This is a genomic window from uncultured Anaerobiospirillum sp. (genome assembly GCF_902485895.1).
GTDB classification, from domain to species: domain Bacteria; phylum Pseudomonadota; class Gammaproteobacteria; order Enterobacterales; family Succinivibrionaceae; genus Anaerobiospirillum; species Anaerobiospirillum succiniciproducens.
The window spans coordinates 1-15,923 of the sequence record NZ_CABTML010000010.1 but is presented as its reverse complement, the minus strand read 5'-3'; the positions used below and the strand labels follow the sequence as shown (position 1 = coordinate 15,923).

Annotated in this window: 8 protein-coding genes; all 8 read right to left on the bottom strand. The window is 45.2% G+C overall.

Annotated elements, in window-relative coordinates; translation table 11 throughout:
• The coding region (locus tag RDO37_RS00995; RefSeq protein WP_308497809.1) for a flagellin at positions 1 to 773 on the bottom strand (773 nt) is incomplete at its 3' end.
• A 200-nt stretch (positions 774 to 973) separates the two neighbouring features.
• The gene (locus tag RDO37_RS00990; RefSeq protein WP_308497808.1) at positions 974 to 1,951 is read right to left on the bottom strand and encodes a flagellin; all 978 of its coding nucleotides are present in this window, start codon (positions 1,949 to 1,951) and stop codon (positions 974 to 976) included.
• Positions 1,952 to 2,154: 203 nt separating this feature from the next.
• Positions 2,155 to 3,111: a flagellin gene (locus RDO37_RS00985; protein ID WP_308497807.1), complete on the bottom strand. Its 957-nt coding sequence runs from the start codon at positions 3,109 to 3,111 to the stop codon at positions 2,155 to 2,157.
• A 184-nt stretch (positions 3,112 to 3,295) separates the two neighbouring features.
• Positions 3,296 to 4,315: a flagellin gene (locus tag RDO37_RS00980; protein ID WP_308497806.1), complete on the bottom strand. Its 1,020-nt coding sequence runs from the start codon at positions 4,313 to 4,315 to the stop codon at positions 3,296 to 3,298.
• A gap of 679 nt (positions 4,316 to 4,994) precedes the next feature.
• A complete protein-coding gene (locus RDO37_RS00975; RefSeq protein ID WP_308497805.1) occupies positions 4,995 to 9,293 on the bottom strand; it encodes a hypothetical protein in 4,299 nt (1,432 codons plus the stop codon).
• Between the two features lie 1,177 nt (positions 9,294 to 10,470).
• Complete coding sequence (locus tag RDO37_RS00970) at positions 10,471 to 11,610, bottom strand: TerC/Alx family metal homeostasis membrane protein (protein ID WP_308497804.1); 1,140 nt, start codon at positions 11,608 to 11,610, stop codon at positions 10,471 to 10,473.
• A gap of 467 nt (positions 11,611 to 12,077) precedes the next feature.
• Complete coding sequence (locus RDO37_RS00965; protein ID WP_308497803.1) at positions 12,078 to 12,761, bottom strand: hypothetical protein; 684 nt, start codon at positions 12,759 to 12,761, stop codon at positions 12,078 to 12,080.
• Positions 12,762 to 13,811: 1,050 nt separating this feature from the next.
• Positions 13,812 to 14,711 (bottom strand): hypothetical protein, encoded by a 900-nt coding sequence (locus RDO37_RS00960; RefSeq protein WP_308497802.1) that lies wholly within the window; start codon positions 14,709 to 14,711, stop codon positions 13,812 to 13,814.
• Between the last annotated feature and the right edge of the window lie 1,212 nt (positions 14,712 to 15,923).

Here is a 15,923-nt window from a genome sequence, read left to right as displayed (position 1 = left end):
TTTTGGATTGCGCCTAGGGCCGCACGCTTAGAATCTACTGCTTCAATGAACTTATCGATGTTCTCTAAAGTTTTCTGTGCGCAACTTGGAAATGCCACAACCCATCTTAAAGCAGACCATTTATCATTACCTGACATGTACAGGCCGAATCTATCATTTTGACCAGCTTTAGACATTTTGTCGACTTGAATCTTGTCAGGTGCGATATTGGTACCCATGTCTTTAAGCATGGATGTAATGCCTTTCATATGGAAGCCATTAACAAGTGTAAGCTCGATCTTGTCATTGGCATTGGCACCAACCTGGAAGAAGTAGTTACCGTTAGTGTCTTTTAAGCCATTTGCTGTGCCTTTACTCATTAAAACAGGAGCGCCAGCGAAAGTGGTCTTTTCGCCGATACGGATGATTTCAGCGCAGAGAGCATCAACTTCCTCTTGGAGTGCTTTACGGTCTTTTGCAGTGTTAGTACCGTTGGCTGCCTGGACAGCTAATGTACGGATACGCTGCAGCATGTTGGTGGTCTCGTCGAGAGCACCTTCGATGGTCTGAGCTAGGGCAATACCGTCATTTGCGTTGCGGTTGCCTTGATTTAAGCCATTTATCTGGGCTGTTAAACGATCGGAGATCTGAAGACCAGCAGCGTCATCCTTGGAGCTGTTGATACGAAGACCTGATGATAAACGCTGATAGGAAGTGTTCAGAGCTAAGGTAGAGTTTGCAAGCTTACGCTGAGCGTTAATCGAGCTTACGTTTGTATTGACGTATAAAGCCATAATCGTTATCTCATATCAGTAATTATGTAGGCTGCCACGCTAAGCCGCTCGCACTACAAACTAAACTGTGAAAGCATATTTGTAAGCAACAGAATATGCTGGCACTTACAAATGGACTCTCTGACGAACAATCTCTCTAAATAAGGCCGCAAAAGGAGAGAAAAGCGGCCTTAGAGATATGAGAGATTACGAAACTGATTCTATCTGCCGCCTAAAAGATTAAGAGCAACAGTTGGACGCTGGTTAGCCTGGGTCAGAATTGTCTGAGAGGCCTGTTGGATAATCTGGTTCTGGGTTAAAGCTGCAGTCTCAGAAGCAAAGTCGGTATCGCGGATACGGCTGCGAGCATCAGACTCGTTCTCAGCAATAGAGCTCTGATTGCGGATGGTGCTTTCCATACGATTTTGGATTGCGCCTAGGGCCGCACGCTTAGAATCCACGTGTTGGATGAAGTTATCGATCATGTTAAGGGTGCTTTGTGCAGCCTGTGGATCTTTTACTAACCAACGCATTTCATTAGTTTGAGCGTTCTTCGAGAGACCAGCAGCAGATAGGTTGTTACCAATGTCTTGGCCATTTGAGAGTGCTTTAAATTTACTTACGCTGATGTCAGTTGCCATAGCTTGTAAAGTAAATGCACCACACTGAAGTGTGATTTCGTCCTTTGAGTTGGCTCCAACCTGGAAGAAGTACTCATACTTTTTAGGACCTGCACCTTGCTGACCTGCGACTTCACGCATTAAGGTGTTAGTGCCACCACCATCAAGGACAAGAGCGCCAGCAAAGGTGGTCTTCTTTGCAATACGTGTAATTTCTTCGGATAAGGAGTTAACTTCCTCTTGGAGAGCCTGACGATCTTTAGCGGTATTGGTACCGTTAGCAGCCTGTACTGCAAGAGTACGGATACGCTGCAGCATGTTGGTGGTCTCGTCTAAGGCACCTTCAATGGTTTGAGCTAAGGCAATACCGTCGTTAGCGTTACGATTTCCCTGATTTAAGCCATTTATCTGGGCTGTTAAGCGATCGGAGATCTGCAGACCAGCAGCGTCGTCTTTGGAGCTGTTGATGCGAAGACCGCTAGAGAGTCTTTGATATGAGGTGTTCAGTGCAAGAGTAGAGTTAGCGAGTTTACGCTGTGCGTTGATCGAGCTAACGTTAGTATTAACGTATAAAGCCATAATTCTCTCCTTGTATCTGTCTTAGCAGAGAGAGCCATACAAGCACAATCTCCACCTTGCTTTATGCAATCAATGTATTCGTAAAAAAACACGTAATGCTGCTTACGAATAAACTGTCTGCTGTGAATCTCTTCTTAAATAAGGCCACCTCCAAAGAGGCAGCCTTAGCCGATATGAGAGATTCGAAAACGGTTTGCGACCTATTAACCGCCTAACAGGTTAAGAGCAACAGTAGGACGCTGGTTGGCCTGCGACAGAATAGTCTGAGAGGCTTGCTGGATAATCTGGTTCTGAGTTAAAGCTGCTGTCTCAGATGCAAAATCGGTATCACGGATACGGCTGCGTGCATCAGACTCATTCTCAGCAATAGAGCTCTGGTTGCGGATGGTACTTTCCATACGATTTTGGATTGCGCCTAGGGCCGCACGCTTAGAATCAACCTGTTCAATGAATTTGTCGATGTTCTCGAGGGTCTTTTGTGCACAACTAGGGAAAGCAACAACCCATCTTAAAGCAGAGTACTTGTTAGTATCTGACATATAAAGACCATAATTGTCTGTACCACCAGCTTTAGACATTTTGTCAAGCTTCATTTTGTTAGGATCAAAGCTATTCATTGATGCAATGCCTTTCATATGGAAACCATTAACAAGTGTAAGTTCGATCTTGTCGTTGGCATTGGCACCAACCTGGAAGAAGTAGTTACCGTTGGTGTCTTTTAAGCCATTTGCTGTGCCTTTACTCATTAATATAGGTGCACCAGCAAATGTGGTTTTTTCACCAATACGAACAATTTCTGCACAAAGGGAGTCAACTTCCTCTTGGAGGGCCTGACGATCCTTGGCGGTGTTGGTACCGTTAGCAGCCTGGACAGCGAGGGTACGGATACGCTGGAGCATGTTGGTGGTCTCGTCGAGAGCACCTTCGATGGTCTGAGCTAAGGCAATACCGTCGTTTGCGTTACGGTTGCCCTGGTTGAGGCCGTTAATCTGGGCAGTCAAGCGATCAGAGATCTGCAGGCCAGCGGCGTCGTCTTTAGAGCTGTTGATGCGAAGACCTGATGAGAGTCTTTGATATGAGGTGTTCAGTGCAAGAGTAGAGTTAGCGAGTTTACGCTGTGCGTTGATCGAGCTAACGTTAGTGTTAACGTATAAAGCCATAATTCTCTCCTTGTATCTGTCTTAGCAGAGAGAGCTATACAAGCACAATCTCCACCTTGCATCATGCAATCAATGTATTCGTAAAGGGCAGTTTTGCCACTTACGAATAAACTGTCTGCTTTAAATAAGGCCGCAAAGGGGATAAGCGGCCTTAAAGATATGAGAAATACTACAAAATCTGTGACTATCTGCCGCCTAAGAGGTTAAGGGCAACAGTAGGACGCTGATTGGCCTGAGTCAGAATGGTCTGAGAGGCCTGCTGGATAATCTGGTTCTGAGTTAATGCTGCAGTCTCAGATGCAAAGTCGGTATCGCGGATACGGCTGCGTGCATCAGATTCATTCTCAGAAATAGAGCTCTGGTTGCGGATGGTGCTTTCCATACGATTTTGGATTGCGCCTAGGGCCGCACGCTTAGAATCAACAGCCTGGATGAAGTTATCAATGTACTGAAGTGTTTTCTGAGCTGCTGAAGGAGTGATTACTGCCCAATATGCACCGGATGGCTTTGTAGCGTCTGAACAGAAAAGACCAAACTCACCTTGATCGCCAGCTTTTGACAATTGTGCTGGAGTGCCAGTAGTGAATTTAATGTTATTAACAAGGCCGTCATTCTTAACCATATCCATGATGCCCTTCATGTGGAAGCCTTCCTTTGTGGTCAGCTTAATCATGTCTTGGGCATTGGCACCAACCTGGAAGAAGTAGGCACCATCTTTGTCTTTAAGGTTGTCTGCAGGATTATTACCGCCAGATAAGCCATTACCGCCAAACTTTGCGCCTTGGCTGACTAGGACGTGTGCGCCCGCGAATGTGGTCTTATAGCCGATACGGGTGATTTCCTCACAGAGTGACTTTACTTCTTCTTGAAGTGCTTGGCGATCTTTGCGGGTATTGGTACCGTTAGCTGCCTGGACAGCGAGGGTACGGATACGCTGCAGCATGTTGGTGGTCTCGTCGAGAGCACCTTCGATGGTCTGAGCTAAGGCAATACCGTCGTTAGCGTTACGGTTGCCTTGGTTGAGGCCATTAATCTGGGCAGTTAAACGATCGGAGATCTGAAGACCAGCAGCATCGTCCTTGGAGCTGTTGATACGAAGACCTGAGGACAGTCTCTGGTAGGAGGTGTTCAGGGCTAAGGTAGAGTTAGCAAGCTTACGCTGAGCGTTGATGGAGCTAACGTTGGTATTAACGTATAAAGCCATAGTATTTTTCTCATATCCTGCCATCATGCCTGATAGGCGATGTGGTCTTAAAGGACAAAACTGATGATCTTGCAGTTTCAAACTTGATCGAGTTAACACTGCATAATCATAGTCGGCAAGGATTGATCCTTGTTTACTATGGCATTTGCAACACCTGTGCCTAAATACAACTACACGATCGAATGATTTACAACTGAATGTTTAGGCTTACGAGGCTTGTGCTTGCTAATCTCTTAAAAGCTGATATTCATCAGCTATCTTGCACTATGACTTTCTAGATACCAGAATTGGGTAGGATCTAGCTATCATTTGGCCTGTAAATCAGCTTGTAATGCTAAAAGTGGAAATTGACAATATGTGCGGCAACAGTTGTCACTCTGTTGAGTGTATATAGGATTATGTGCCGTGAGGTGAGAGTTTTAAAACGTATGCTGAAGGGGGTAGTACTCTGTTGTTGAATGTTGAATGAAGTAAAGCTTTTTACAAAACATAATACAAATATTTTCGCGAGAAAAACCTTTTTGCGGAAAATAGCGGTTTTGGTTTTTGCGTTTTATTGAAGGGATTGGGGAGTAGGGCGGGAGTGAAAAAGGCCTCAAATCGTTGCATATAACATCGATAGAGGCCTTTGGTGCGCTGCCAAAGAGGGCTGCGTGAGGTGATTATTCAGTTTTTGCCGTTACTTGGTGGTGGACTTTTTGGTCTTCTTTAAGTTAACGCGCTGTGGCTTTTCAGTCTTGATGCCAGGAGTCATGTTGAACTCCTCGTAGATGCGGTTACGCAGTGGAGCTGGTACCACCTGAACCTCAGCATCAGCAACTGGAGTGATGTTTAAGGTAGATTCGGCATCTAAGTTAAGGTCCTTAGCTGATACTTTAGCAGCGTTCTTTAACGCGATGCTGCCATCGTTCTCTAAGGCCTTAGCCTTTTGTGCCTGCTTACGCTTAACATCAGCTTCAATCGCGGCAACAGTTGCCTTTACTGAAGGCTTGATAGCACGACGCGCACGAGGACGCTTCTTTTGTGCCTCATCATCAGTGTTGGCAGCTTGAGCATCACCGCTATCAATGGCATCTGCAACCACATTGACGATCTCAGAGCTAAGATCAGACTTCTTAGCACGGCTAGTGCGAGTGCTCTTAGCCTTGCTTGCAGCCGCAGATGAGATGTTAAGCTCGGCAACTTCCTGAGCAAGAGAAGTGATGTTTAGTCCTGAGGTGGTCTGAGTAGCTGCCGTAGTGGTATTTAAAGTAAGAGAACCAATCTGACCTTCATTTGGGTCAAACTTATCAAGCAGGGTAAACATATCCTTAGCACTAGCAGTGAGGTTACGTTCAGCTGCAGATAACTGTACCTTGGTAGCTGGAGAACCTGAGCTAAAGTCAGTCTTGGCAATCACACGGTTTGCATCAAAGCCGCCGGTATCCTTGACGATAGAATCAATGTTCTTAACCTCAGCGCCGAAGCTAGAGTTGCTTAAAACATTGCTCTTAGGGGCTGAATCCTTAACGGTATTAACAGGGATTAAGGCATCAGATGAGTATGGTCCAAAACGGGCCTCGTCCTTGGCGATAGCCTCCTTTTTAGCCTTACGCTTGAGGTAGTTTAAGTGAGCACGACGACGTGGCTCTTTACGGGCAAGCTTCTTCTCCTCAGCACGCTTATTACGTCTTTCGATATTCTTGGCGTGCATGGTTGTACGGAAGATAGGCGTGATCGTGTGGGCTACGTTTTCGATCTTGGCAAAATCAAAATCTTCACCTAAGCACTCGTAGATTACCTCGCGTTCGGCTTTCTTAAGTTCAATACGATCATCGCGCAGAGCTCGTGCAACTGATGGACGCAGCATACCTAAAACGGTATTGGCAGTCTGAATATTGGACTTAACGTTCTTAAACTCTTCGTAATCGTCTTGAGATCTTAAAGTCTCATCAGGACGAATAGCCTCGCCGCTGCCATTGTCATCGTCTACAGAGTATGAGACAGCCACATCATTGTTCTGTGCCACCTTGGCAATAGCAAACTCATCATGAGTGGTTTCAGTGTAAACACGCTCATAAGAGGCAGCATCAGTGGTCTTATTGTCTGTATCGGCTGTATGCTTGGCTTTGTTAGTTGAAGCTGCTTTACCTTGACTTGTCTTCTCTTGCTTTACATCAAGCTTCAGGGTCTTGCTCTCTTCGATAAGCTCATTCACGCTCTCGCCGCTGTCCTTATCGAGAAGGGTAGCGCTTACTACCTGAACACCAAAGTTTTGAGCCTCTTCCTTAGCGGCAATCTTTGCTGCCTTTTCAGCCTTAGCTGCTGCAACCTTTGCCTCAGCTGCTGCCTTTGATGCAGCATTAAACTCAAATGACAGAGCCTCTCTAACAGCTGATGACTTGTGCACCTTGTGCATCTCAGGACGTACTGCCACTGAGGTAAAGCCGAAGGTGCCATCAATAGTGTTAGACAGTGGAGATAAGCTGCCTGAGATCAGATTTAATGGGCAAATCTGAGCATACTCATTTAGAGCGCTAAGATCTAAGCCATTAAAGGAACCAGAGAAGATAACACGATTCTCCTTAAAGACAGCCTGAGCTAAGCGTGATGGTACAGTGGAGCTGTGCTCATCGACAGTGTTTGCATCTTCATCGCTCGTACTCTTTGTGCTTGCAGTCTTAGCCTTTAATGACTGCATGCTGTTAGCTGCAGCTGATGAGAAAGGATTTACAAAGTTATTCTCATAAGGAATAACTGCACTTTGTGTTGAAGAGAGTAAGGTTAAAGAGGAGCTTAACTCGCTGTTATCAGTTTGCTCTTGTGCAAAGGCATTGTACTTACGCTCGTAATTGCTAATGGACTGCAGAGCCTTCTCAGCAGGGCTTAAGAGTGCAGGAGCTTCCTTGCTTGTTTCTGATGCAACTGCAGTGTCTGTAGCTACAGCCTCATTTGCCTGAGCTGTATCTGTATTAGCAGCATCCTCTGTCTCAGTGGCTTGTGTCTCAACATCGTTAGAGCTTAAAGCTGCGCTGATGTAGTCAGGAGCACTGCCAATAGCATTAGTCTTGCTGCCGTCAGCCTCTTGCTGAGCGTAGGTATTGTTATCAATATGACCTGATAAGGAAATACGCTTACGAGCAGGGTTGAGGTTAAAGACAGGGCCATTACCAAAGGAGCCAAAGTGACGCAGCATAAAGCTCTCATGCTGTTCACCAAGGAGACGGTTGAGCAAAATCGCACCTGGTACGTCGCATTGGCGCAGAGTAGTGAAGATGCGAGAGTAGGTAAGGTTATTTACAGCCTCATCTTGATGCTCAAACCAGTATGGCTTAGCAATTAACAGATAGCGATAGAAGATATAAACAATGATCTCAGCGTTATCTGAGAAGAAGTCATCGGATGCCTTTAAGCCTAAAAGCAGAGAAGCAGCTGAGGAGACAGTCTTTTGTGAGCTAAAGACACGACGCTCTAAATTAGATAAGAGGGTGTGTACTCTTAAATACTCAATGTTACCTTGCAAGATAACATGACTATCTTCCATGAGTGGTTCCCACTTGTCGCGCAGTGCGGACAATTGCTCACGGGCCAGATCAAAATTCTCGCACTCAAGGAGCTTAGCAACATCGGCCATAAACTCCTTACGATGTGGAGCTTCTAAAGCGTAGCTATCCAGCTGCAGTACCTCTTGGAGGTTGTAGTGCATAGTAGCTTCAGGGAAGATGTTGTTAACGGCTAAATCTAAGTAGCGGCAACGAGCAGAGGCAACTACAAAACAGATGTTTTGCATGCCTAAGTTCTTGAAGTTCTCTAAGATCTTCTCCCAGAAGACAACAGTTAAACGACCTGAAGTCAGATCAGGAATAGCAGCTAAGAGATCTTTGCGACCATCTAAGGTAACGCCGATGCTAAGTAAGAGCTGAATACAGATAGTACGTCTCTTACCGAGCTTGATATGAATTGGGTAAGTGTCAAAGTATACAAAGGCGTAGTTATTTTCGTACTTGTGACGTTGCTTAGCCCAGCGTAAAGCAGGCTCTTTCATGGTATTGATAAAAGAGGTTACTTCACGGCGCTTAATGTACAGATGCTGATCAAAAGCATAGTCATCAATGATGGTGTTCTTAGAAATGCCTTCTACAAACTTTAAAAATGCAATCAGGCCTACACGAGCAAAACCATCCTCATGACGACGAATGTGCTTAATCTTGGCAAAAGCATCAGCAAAGATACCTTGGGTATCGATCTTATTAGCCCACTTATCAAGATAAGCAGCTAATGGATCTCTACCAACAACAGGAGGTAAGAAGCGCTTGAGAGGGGTCATGAGCATCTGACCTAGCTGATTGTGCTTATAGGTGCTAGATAGACGCTCTTGTGGATCGTAAAGATCAGGCAGACGGTCGCGAGTTTCGACACCAAAGGTCTCAATTATCTGGCGTTCAAGTTCGAGCTTCTTAGGAATAACCACACGGGTCTTAGAGCCTTTACCACGCACGGTGCCAGCTTTACGCATACGGGCCATGGTTTGCTTGCGCACCTCACGAATGGCCTTTCTACGTAACTCTTTCTTATAACGCTCAACTAAAATCTTCTCAGGTACATCGGTCTCACCGGGACGTAAGTAAACGGTGACGGTCTTGCCCTCGTAGTTAATCTCTACAGGGGTACCCTTTTGTGGAGTTTCAATGAGGTTGGCACCTTCCATGGCTGCCTTGGCAACATTGGCATAAGAGCGGTCAGTTGCAGGCAGATCGTGCTCAATTAAATCTGGATCTTCTGTCAGAGCGCGGATCTTAGCCTGTTCTGCAGCTAAGTCCTCAGCTTCCTTGGCCTTGGCGCCAGCTGACATGTAGACAGTACCAGAGCGCTCGGCGTTTTGCTGTGCAATCTTCTTGAGCGCGTATTTACTCATATGCTTGGATGCTGAGTCCTGAGCAGCAGCTGCCTCAGCTGCAGCACGCTCAGCAAACTTCTCAGCGCGAGACTTTTTAGCCATCTTTTAAACCTTTCTAAGGCGTCACACAGGGCCATGTCAGATAGTAAGATTGCTTTTTAAAAAGCACATAGCCTCAAGAGACTTAAGTGCTTAAATATGGCAGCTAGGCATGTGCCTATGAGAGCTACAAGAATAAAAGAATCTAGGCATAAGACTAGTGCTCACAGCTATAGCTTTAGTCATATGTATATGACTGACCCTCAAATACATAGCCATAGACCACGTATATAGGCAATATACATGTAAGCTGATTAAGTGAGCGGCAAAGCGCAAAGGAGGGAGTGTGCTAAGAGCTGCGATTGATGCGGCTTATGCTTGAGATTAATTCTTTTTAGCTTCGTGCTGCGTAATCACGAATACTTGAGGCATGAGTAAGGCACCCCAAGTAAGTTACGTTAATTGTTAACGTTATAGCAATCTTCTGCTGATTAGTCCCTGCGTCGCTGTAATACTAAAGTACGTACTCAAGGCATGATCCTATGAGTAGTTCCCATGTACACATCAACAGAGTGATAGCCTATTGTAGTGATGTCGATTCTCAGGTGCAAGTATCTAGTTAAACCTTGTAGCTTTTGCATCATTAGCGCCCGCACTCACAGCTCATCACGAGCACCAAGAACCAAGCACTAGCACTAAGGTCGCTGCTTAAGCTTATGTGCATCAGGATACGGAGCCACTACCCTTAAGCTGCTAAACCCTTGGGACTAAACCTTAGAGCAAGACACCTCAATAAGAGTACGACCTGTAGATGGATATTTGCGTGTGCCAGCCATGCTGCTTATGGGAATGAGAGCATATTTAAGGTTGGAGAGCATTTTTGAGGATGGAGAGCATTTTGAGGATGAAGAGCCTTGACGTCTTTGTATATAGCTGTCGCTATGGCATTGACTGTGAGGGTGGCTGAAGCACGCGTGCCTGGAGCTTTTCTTGCCTGCGGCTTATGCGGTTGTGTCATCTGTACTTTGCTTAGGCAGCTGCAGCGCTTGCAGCGTTCTATATGCTATATGGGGATATGTGCCTATCACTCTATGGGGATAAGGTGAGAAAAGGCGCTAAGACAGTTACAGTGGATGTGGTGTGTTTTTTTAGCAGTGGAATGCAAAACGGCACCAAACTTATTGCTAAGCGTGGTGCCGTTTAAAGTGCTTAAGAGATGGTCTCTTGTGCAGGGCTATTACTATTTAGCCTCGTTTGAGTCAGTCTCTTTTGCCTCAGTGGAGGTCTGAGCTTCAGCAGCTACTGCAACTGCAGCTTCTTTAGCTTGATCCTTTTTCTTAGCAGGGAAGATGAAAGATGAGATGATGCCAATACCTAAGATCACTGCGATCACGATAAGTGAGGTGTACACATCGATATCGTAGCCAAAGCCAGTTAAGTGTAAGGAGGCAGAGGCAGCAAGCTTGAAGGCGATGAAGAAGAGCAGAACAGTAACAGCCTTTTCAAGGTGAACTAAGTACTGTCTCATAGCATCAAGCACGAAGTACATAGAACGCAGACCCATTACCGCGAAGATCATTGCAGAGTAAACAATGAGAGGCTCTCTAGACACAGCAATAACAGCTGGTACAGAGTCAAAAGCGAACATAACGTCGGTGGTTTCGATAACTGCTAAGCATAAGAACAGTGGGGTGGCAAATACAGCACCAACCTTCTTAAGCTCAATACCCTTGTTCTCAGGCTTCTCAAGCTCTGCCATAGCATGAGCCTTGTTGATGAAGAAGTTGTGGCCAACTAAACGAGGGAATACAGGGAAGAACAGACGCACTGCACGGAAGGCGATGTGGTTGCTGTAGTCAGCGTGCTCTTCATCGTCATCTTCCTTTTTACGCAGCATCATGATACCGGAGGCTGCAACTAACAGAGCAAAGACCACTTCAACTGCAGGGCCTAAGGCAAAGAGAGCAGAACCGATAACTACGAAGAGGAGACGGAAGAAGATCGCACCTAAAACACCCCAGTAGAGCACACGGTGGCAGTATTGTTCTGGTACTTTAAACCAGGCAAAGATCGCCATCATCACAAAGAGGTTATCTACAGATAAGGCTTGCTCGAAGAGGTAGCCAGCAAGGAAGAGGGATGCTACTTCTGCATTGAAGTGATAGTAGAGGTAGCCAGCGAAACACATGGAGATGGTGATCCAAAATAAGGTCCATGCAATAGCTGATTTAAGTGCAATAGGCTTGTCTTTTCTGTGGGCCCAGATATCAACAAACAGACCAAACAAAGCGACTGCGCCGAAGATGATAAGAGTTTCGGTCTCCAAACCAATATGGGTGTTTACTGAAGACGATCCGCTAGTTTCAACACTAAGTGACATGTGTTTCCTATATGAATCAAGGCAGCCTCTTTATAGGCTTGTATGAGTGGTGAACGAGAAGCTAAACACAGCTAAACCATTACTATTGCTTGTAAATATGCTCAAAATAAAGGCATAAATCGCGTTATTTTGCGCATTGTTCAATCGATAAGTTCACCATAAAGCACTAAGACTGCTAGTTATGTTGGTAGTAATGGATATTTAATTCTAAGCTTAGTTGCATAGATTCAACTTAGCTTAACGTAAACTTAACATATTGCCTCATATTAGTGCGTAGGCTAAGTGCTCTAATGGAATCAGAATTTCGAGGCTGTGTGACAGGCGCTATTGCCTAGCTGATTTGTTGCTGTAAAGTAACTTCTAGTTACGACTTATTCATCTGCTTATAGTTACTGCCAGTCCATATGGTTCTTGTTACGACTTATCCGTAGTTGCTAGTTACGACTTGTCCATATGGCGCTGGTCAATTACTTGTCCATTAGGTCGTAATCGACTAAATCGAGGATTACTTTGGCCATATGGGAGTTGCCATTCAATGACCAAGATAGACCATGTTTGGAGAGGCGGAAACTATGCTCAGCACGGATTTGCTCCATAAAGCCTGGTCTTTCCATTATCTCAGGCGCTTCACGGGCCACAGCTTCTTCCATAGCCTTTAGGTCTTTTTCAGTAGCAGTCTTGAGAAAGTGACAGCTAAAGACTTTGCCTGCATTTAACTCTTGGGCAAGACTCTTGTCTTGTGAGAACTCAGGGCCCTTAAATAAGCTGTAATTTTTATTGGCAGTGTCCTTACACAGCTGCTCAAATCTTAGCTTGCCCTCTTCGATGCTGTGATAGCTCTCTTTGGTGGCCATGTACTTAACATGCCATACCTTATTGGCCTTACTAATGTCGATACTGATGTAGACATCGCCGCCCTTCACGTCGCGTTTGAGCTTGATATTTTTGGGGCTCTTAGTAACTACATAGAAGCTATCGCGCATAAGCTCTTTGACCATAAAGTCAGGGCCTTGGTTAAAAGGAATATGAAGATAGAACTGAGTCTTTAAATCCTCTGCTGTAGGCACATAGCGATCTGCTAGGGCAGTATTTGAGCACAATAGGGCGGCAGCTACAGCTGCAGCAGTTAAAAATGAACCTTTCTTTCTCATAGATCGTAGCCCTTAAGCAGAGAGTATGATTTAATTTAGTCTATCAGATAGTCAAACCTCAGATACACAAAGAGTGTGAGCAAAGCTGCAAATCACGACACAAACATCTGCACTCACGGCTAAAGCAAAGGGTCCGGCTGCGTATTGCTTCAAATTGCTCCAAAGTCTTAATTGCGCCACAGGGTTAACTTGTACAAGCAAAGTTATCCAACCAACCAACCAGCTCGCTCAACTGCAAAGATATAACGGCACTCATAGAATATGCCCAGCTACCGCACAAGCACAAATGTGCAATATTTTAGCTTTTGAATAATTAATCCATATATTATGTTTGGTAAAAATGCACCATGGCTTAGCGTTACTAGATTAGTAATCACAAGAAAACGCAAACCAATGTCACAAGCTCAGCAAAATAGTGCATGTTAGGGTTTGAAAAATTCTTTCATCTTGCCTAGAATGACAATAGTTTCAGAACCATAGCGACTTATTTGAACTTGGCGTAGTCGCTAGACCTTTTCTGAAATACTCAGCTGTACGAACCTGCTGTGACTTTTGTCATATACCCTTAGACCGCTGTTTCTAAGGTACTGCACGATGAAAAAAACAATGCCGGGGTAACAACTGGTAGAACATAAGGAGTTCGTGCAGGCAGGTCGTTCCTCATCCTGCCTAAGTACAGCAACTACCATCAATGACAAGCACTGCTCCTAGCAGCGCTTCATCCATCTTGCGCCAAAAAAGACAGCGCACCCACTTACGTCCAATATGAGAACGACGAACACAGTGGCTTATCACTAGCATCATGTTATAAAGATAGGGGGCGAAAAACCCACTGGGCCTGCCCATGGGAGGTGTCAGGAGCACATGACCCAACTTATGCAGCTTACAGATATGCAGCCACTCTAGCCCCTGTCAGTCAAAGGGCACAATACTGCTAAAGATTCTGCTAGATAGGGATACAAAGGCTAAAAAGGTAGGGAGAGACTTAGCCAACTGCCATGGCTTGAGTTGCCAAGCAGTTAGCTTTAGAGAAGAGATTGAGACTAGGGCTTACTGTACGAAATTGAAGCTGTAGGAGTTGATAATACGCTCGCACAGTGGGCTTAAAGATTCAAACTGGTCTTTTACAATAGAGACACTGCTCTGACGACCCTGCAACTCGCAGCTTAAGGTGGCAATATAGTTATGGCTGATGATATTGCGCTCATAGAAGAAGTTTTGCATATCTGGATAGATCCCATCCTCGCCTTTCTTTAAGAAGGCACGGATACTCAGTTCCATATAGTCATCATCTTCAGATACTGGACTCATGCTTGAGTCTTTTTGAGCACGCTTGAGTGCTTCTTTAGTGTTTTTGACCTCTGATAACACCTCATACTCACCATAGAGCATCTTATCCTTGTCGCTAAAGCGAGAAATGATATTACGCTTAAACTCTTCATAACCAAGAGCAAGGTCGTGCATTGGGGTGAGTTTGAGAGTGATGAGTAAGTTGCTATCTTCAGAGCTATAGCTAATCACGGTTGAGTCACCAGCCATAATGTAGCTTTCATTAAACTCATGCGGATAATCAAAGGACACCACTACCTTAGAGGCGTTTTGTGGTTGAAACACTGATGGCTTGAGGTTCTTTGAATCAACAAGAGAACGAGCCATTGGTGCAGTACTTGGTGATGCAGGATTAGGTGCAGGTTTAGGATTGGCTGCTGCCTCATTTAGGCTTAGATCAATAGTGTGGGAGCAACGATTCATGGCAATGGCACCAGAGGCACGAATGCCAGTGGCATCGGCTAATTTCTTGCCACCAACCTTTTTAGTGCTGTCACTAATTGAACGTGGGTTATCATGGCCAGATAAGTTCTCATCTGACTCAGCAAAGTCAGAGGCAAAGACTGACGAGGTCAGTAGCGCCAGCAGCACACCAGTGGACATAGATGAAAACTTATTCATAAGACGGATAAACCAGGCTAAATTCACAACACTATGCAACGACTAAAGGGTGGTGACCCAAGGTCAATCCTACCTTTATGCGGCTGCATTTGTCTTATACGACATACCAAGTAAAAGCAGGGCAATAAGACCTGCCACTTCAAACAAGCAAGCCAATAATAAGCTGTAGTTATACAGCTTTGGTTAAATGCAAATAGACGCTAAAGCATATAAGCTCGAATGCAGATAAGCACCAAAGATATAAGCTCTCAAGCGCATCAAGGCTGCAAAGCAAGCTCGCATATCTTTGCAGCAATAATCTACGGTTGCTCAATGTAACATGTATATGCAGCGTAGAGTTAATTGCACAGATTCAGGCGCTAAATGAACACCTGTTGTGCAGTATTAAGGCAGCAAAGCCTAGCTACGCAACAGCGCAAATGTTAAGTTGAGATCAACTCCATCGTGTTTGATGCACGAAGCGAGGGTACAAGCAAGCAGCTATCGTTACCAAGCACGGCATCAAAAACACCGAGCACCTTAACACGAGGGGCGTGATTATACCCCATTGAATTGCTCATAACAGCATCTAGATCTCATCTTGCACGTGGTTTAGTTAAGATAATTGCACAAAGACTATGGCATATGCCCTAAATAAGATCACAGCAGAGCCGTACTAACTATCACTCTAGAGTTGAACCAAGCGCAACGTCAGCGACATTAATGCATAGAGCACGACGCTAAGCCTTAACAGATCATCTAACCAAACAAAAGGTCAATGCTCGCTCGCAAGCAGCGCATCCCAACACGAAAGATCAATACCCTCACTCACCATAGCTGCAGCTAATCAAGTTGAAGGCGAGCCTCACAACATTGGATATGCCCAATAGCTGCAGATACGCATCAAATGGCGTGACCAGCCTAAAAGAGCTGGGCAGCATAAACAATAGGAATGACTTGCGAATTTGCCTTGGGACAAGCTGAGCTAAGCAACACAAAATAGGGTAGCTAGACATGAATTGCTCAAAAGAGGATGAGCAATGAACAACTAGGCCATTGAGTTGCTGGGGAAAACAGGGGACGCCTTAAAGCCGGTTGAAAAATAGGGAGCCCATAAACGAAAAAAGCAGCTTAATGCTGCTTTCGTAATGGCGGTGAGAGGGGGATTCGAACCCCCGATACGGGATGACCGTATACACGCTTTCCAGGCGTGCTCCTTCAGCCACTCGGACA